Origin of the sequence: Poseidonibacter sp. (assembly GCF_041821165.1) — a bacterium.
In the GTDB taxonomy this organism is placed as follows: Bacteria; Campylobacterota; Campylobacteria; order Campylobacterales; family Arcobacteraceae; genus Poseidonibacter.
In genome coordinates, this window is record NZ_JBGUES010000201.1 from 1 (window position 1) to 3,941 (window position 3,941).

General features: G+C 27.0%; 5 protein-coding genes. 3 read left to right on the top strand and 2 right to left on the bottom strand.

Annotated elements, in window-relative coordinates; all coding sequences use genetic code 11:
- Positions 1-250, bottom strand: a 250-nt coding sequence (locus ACERKK_RS11870) for a precorrin-8X methylmutase (RefSeq protein WP_373773289.1), incomplete at its 3' end; no start/stop codon positions are given.
- Positions 240-1,505 (bottom strand): cobyrinate a,c-diamide synthase, encoded by a 1,266-nt coding sequence (locus tag ACERKK_RS11875; RefSeq protein ID WP_373773290.1) that lies wholly within the window; start codon positions 1,503-1,505, stop codon positions 240-242. The genes ACERKK_RS11875 and ACERKK_RS11870, both read right to left, overlap by 11 nt.
- A gap of 273 nt (positions 1,506-1,778) precedes the next feature.
- Here ACERKK_RS11875 and ACERKK_RS11880 point away from each other — a divergent pair, with 273 nt between their 5' ends.
- The 3 genes from ACERKK_RS11880 to ACERKK_RS11890 form a co-directional block, all read left to right on the top strand.
- Complete coding sequence (locus ACERKK_RS11880; protein WP_373773291.1) at positions 1,779-2,459, top strand: energy-coupling factor ABC transporter permease; 681 nt, start codon at positions 1,779-1,781, stop codon at positions 2,457-2,459.
- Positions 2,459-3,301: a sirohydrochlorin cobaltochelatase gene (locus ACERKK_RS11885; RefSeq protein WP_373773292.1), complete on the top strand. Its 843-nt coding sequence runs from the start codon at positions 2,459-2,461 to the stop codon at positions 3,299-3,301. Before ACERKK_RS11880 ends, ACERKK_RS11885 begins: the two co-directional genes overlap by 1 nt.
- Before the next feature lie 8 nt (positions 3,302-3,309).
- A partial coding sequence (locus tag ACERKK_RS11890; protein WP_373773293.1) for a precorrin-2 C(20)-methyltransferase occupies positions 3,310-3,941 on the top strand: 632 nt, incomplete at its 3' end.

The following is a 3,941-nucleotide window of genomic DNA, read 5'->3' on the forward strand; positions in this document are numbered from 1 at the left end:
CAATAATTTTTGCCTTATTTAAAAGTAAAGTTTGTATTTTCTCAATTGCATTATCTGAGAAATAAATATTGTCTAATACCTCATCAAAACAAGTTGTTGTATGAATAAGTCTTGATATAACTTCTAATTGATCTTTTGTATAATCATTTGCTTTTGCATAATCTTTTAATTCTTCTTCAATCATTTCAAATGAACGTACAGATATATCTGCACCTATATTAATTGGTGGTTCTTCTAATTTAAATTCCAAAATAATCCTTTAGTATATTAATATTGTTTCTAAACATCGTGTGTAAGTAAGTTCCATAAACTTTATTTTTACTCCATGATGCACCATCTGCCTTGCCATCTTTGCTTTTACTTAAGATATTTACTGCATTTTTTGTATCAAGTGGTTTTGTATAATGAAAAGCATGACCTTTAAGACCAGAACTACAATAGTAATAACCTAATCTAGTTCTTTTAGGAGTAAGTGTAAACTCTACATCTAAAATATTTGACATCTTCTTTTCATCTACTTTTTTTCCTAAGTATAATAATCCTGCACACTCTGCATAAATATGTTTTGATTTTGCATGTTCTATTAGTGAGTTTTTAAAGTTTAAAGAGTTTTTTATATTTTCATAGGCTCTTGTTGTTTCAACATATCCACCGGGAATATAAACAAGATGACTATCTTTACTTATTGTTTCATCTTTTGTAGGGTTTATAAATTCTACTTCATTAAATAACTCTTCTAAAAATTTTATATTGTCATAATAAAGAAATGAGAAGTTCTTATCTTTTATAATAGATATTTTTTTATTTTGTTTAATAAATGAATCAAAAGGATAAGAAAGAGTTTCATTAGGTTTAAACCTTGAGGCAGTTTGTAAAGCATCTAAATCAATATGTTCTAATATCTCTTTTGAAATATCTTCAAGTAACTCTTTATTTGCATCAATTAAATCTAATCCTAAATGAGTCTCTTTTAAACTTGGTAAATCATTTTTAATCCAACCAAGAACTGTAATATCATCAAAATCTTTTTCTATTTGATTTTTTATAAGTTCATAGTGCATAGAAGATGAAAGTTTATTTAATACAACTGCTTTTATAGTATTGTCATCTTTATATGTTTTAAGTCCTTTTAAAACTGCACTTACAGTAATATAAGAACCACTACCATCTAATAATAAAATAGTTGGAACATTTAAAAGTTTAGTTACATCATATGCGGATGAACCTTTGTCCATTCCATCATAAAATCCCATTACACCTTCTAGGACTGAAATATCTTGGTCATTGTATTTATTAAAAATCCAATTAACTTGATTTTCATTCATAATAAATGTATCTAAATTGATTGATGCTTTATTGCAAATTGCTTCATGAAATTGTGGGTCTATATAATCAGGACCAATTTTATAAGCTCGAACGCTTTTTTTAAAATGGTATAGTAGGGCTGTAGTTAAAAGGGTTTTCCCTTCATTAGAAGAAACCGCGCTAATACAAATTGACTTCATTTTACCTCTTTATAATTATTTTATTGTTATAATTTTGGCATGAAGAATCTACGCGGGTATAATAAACGTTATTTTAAACTGTCAACAATTGCTATGTTCTCGACATTGTGTAATCTAACTAAAATTGAAATCAATATGTTATACCATAGAATTGCTTATGAAAATGCAATTCAATCTCTCGATCCCCCACAATTTATCAAATAATCACATTTCTTAACAAGTTTTAAATTTTATAAAACACAATCATATTATATTAACAAACAAGGATTACCTATGCATATAGAACCAGGAATTGTACATGGTGCAAAAATGGCTTTAAGTTATGGAACAGCGGTTGTTTCATTTGGTATTGCTTTTAAATTAGCAGTAGATAGTATTAAAAACAGTGGATTATTCCCATTAATTGTGAAATCAATTATGGCAAGTATTTTGGTGTTTATGTTTTTTGAAGTGTTTCCTCATCAAGCAGTTGGGGTATCAGAAGTTCATCTTATTTTGGCGTCAACACTGTTTTTAATTTTTGGATTAGCTGCAACTTCACTTGCATTAGCTATTGGTTTATTGGTTCAAGGTTTACTTTTTTCACAATTTGATTTACCACAATATGGTATGAATGTAACTACATTATTAATGCCTTTATTTGTTATGTCTTTTGTAGCTTCAAAAGTTATTCCTGCAAATATTGCATATAAAGATATTAAATATAGTGATGCTTTAAAATTATCTTTTGTTTACCAAGGTGGTATTGTTACATGGGTTGCTTTTTGGGCATTATACGGACAAGGTTTTGCTTATGAAAATTTAAGTTCAGTACTTTCATTTTCAATTGCATATATGAGCGTAATTTTAATTGAGCCTTTAATAAATTTAGCTCTTTTATCAGGTGCAAAAACTTTGCATATTTTACAAAATAGTCCTTTTGTAAATAATAGACTTTTTAACACAGCAAAATAATGAAACGATATAGACACTATAATAGAAAAAGGGCAATTGTCCTTGCTTGTTTTGGATCAGTAATACAACAGCAAAAGTATTTAGATTTAAAAAATACTGTTGAAGAAAAGTTTCCTGATTGTGAAGTTTTTATTTCTTTTTCATCAAGAATGGTAATTAAATTACTAAAAAAGCAGAAAAAAGAAATTTATAAAAACTTACCTCAAACCCTTGCAGATGTTGATATGCAAGGGTTTAAGCATGTTGTTGTTTCTTCTATAAATATTTATCCAACAGATGAACATGAGTTTTTAAAGAAAATAGTAGATGGTTTTAAGCATTTTTCATTAGCTAACATATCATTTACAAATGCTGTTTTAACAAAAACAAAAGAAACATCTGATTTATTAAAAGATTTAAATGAGCAAATAACACAAGAAGATACAGCAAATTTATATGTAATTCATGGAACACCAAAACTAGATACTGTTGGAATTGATTCTATTAATTACACTTCATCTTTTTTAGAAATGATTAGTGAAAAAAACTTTACTTGTTCACTAGAGGGTGCTATGCCTTACAATCAAATAAAAGATGCTTTAAAATTAAAAATGCAAAAAGCAGGAATAAAAAAAGTACAAGTAGTTCCTTTATTACTTGTAAGTGGAAATCATTATATGAAAGATATGTATGAAATAAAAGATGATTTAAGTGATTTATTTGAATCTTCAATTGTTTCATCAATAACAAAAGCTGAGCAATTTAATCTAATTGAGTTAGAAAAAGTGCAAACTATTATTTTAAAAGAGATTGAAAGCTCATTTAAAATGATGGGAATTCGTCATAAACAATTTACTTATTAGGAAAGATGATGAAATTATATATGGTATCACTTGGTCCTGGAGATTTTGAACTTATAACAATAAAGGCATTAAGAGCATTAAAAAACTCTGATGCAATTTGTGTACCAACAAAAAGTTCAGACCATAGTTTTAAAAGGTCAATGACATTTAAAATAATAAGTAAACTAATGGAAGAGTTTGGTTTTGATAAGCCAATTATTCCTATGTATACTCCTATGAATTTTAAAACAGAAGATTGGCAATATCAAGTTGATAAAATCTATGAGTCGTTTGCTGAGTATAAAACGCTATCTTTTGTAACATTAGGAGATAGTGCTGTTTATAGTACGGTTTATTATTTATTAGATTTAATCAAAGAACAAAATGAAACAATCTATGAGAAATCAGAAGTAATACCTGGTGTAACATCATTTTCAAATGCTTCTGCAAAAGTGAAAAAACCTTTATGTATTGGTGATAGTAGTTTTTTAATTCGACCACTTCATAAAAAAGCAGTTCCCTTTTCAACTGTATATATGCGACCAAAAATTGGTATGAATACAGATAGAATAAAAGAAAAAGGAAAATTATTTACTTTTGAAAATCTAAATTATAGTGCTGAAAATATTTTGGACTATAAAAAAGAAAAAGTAGATAAATA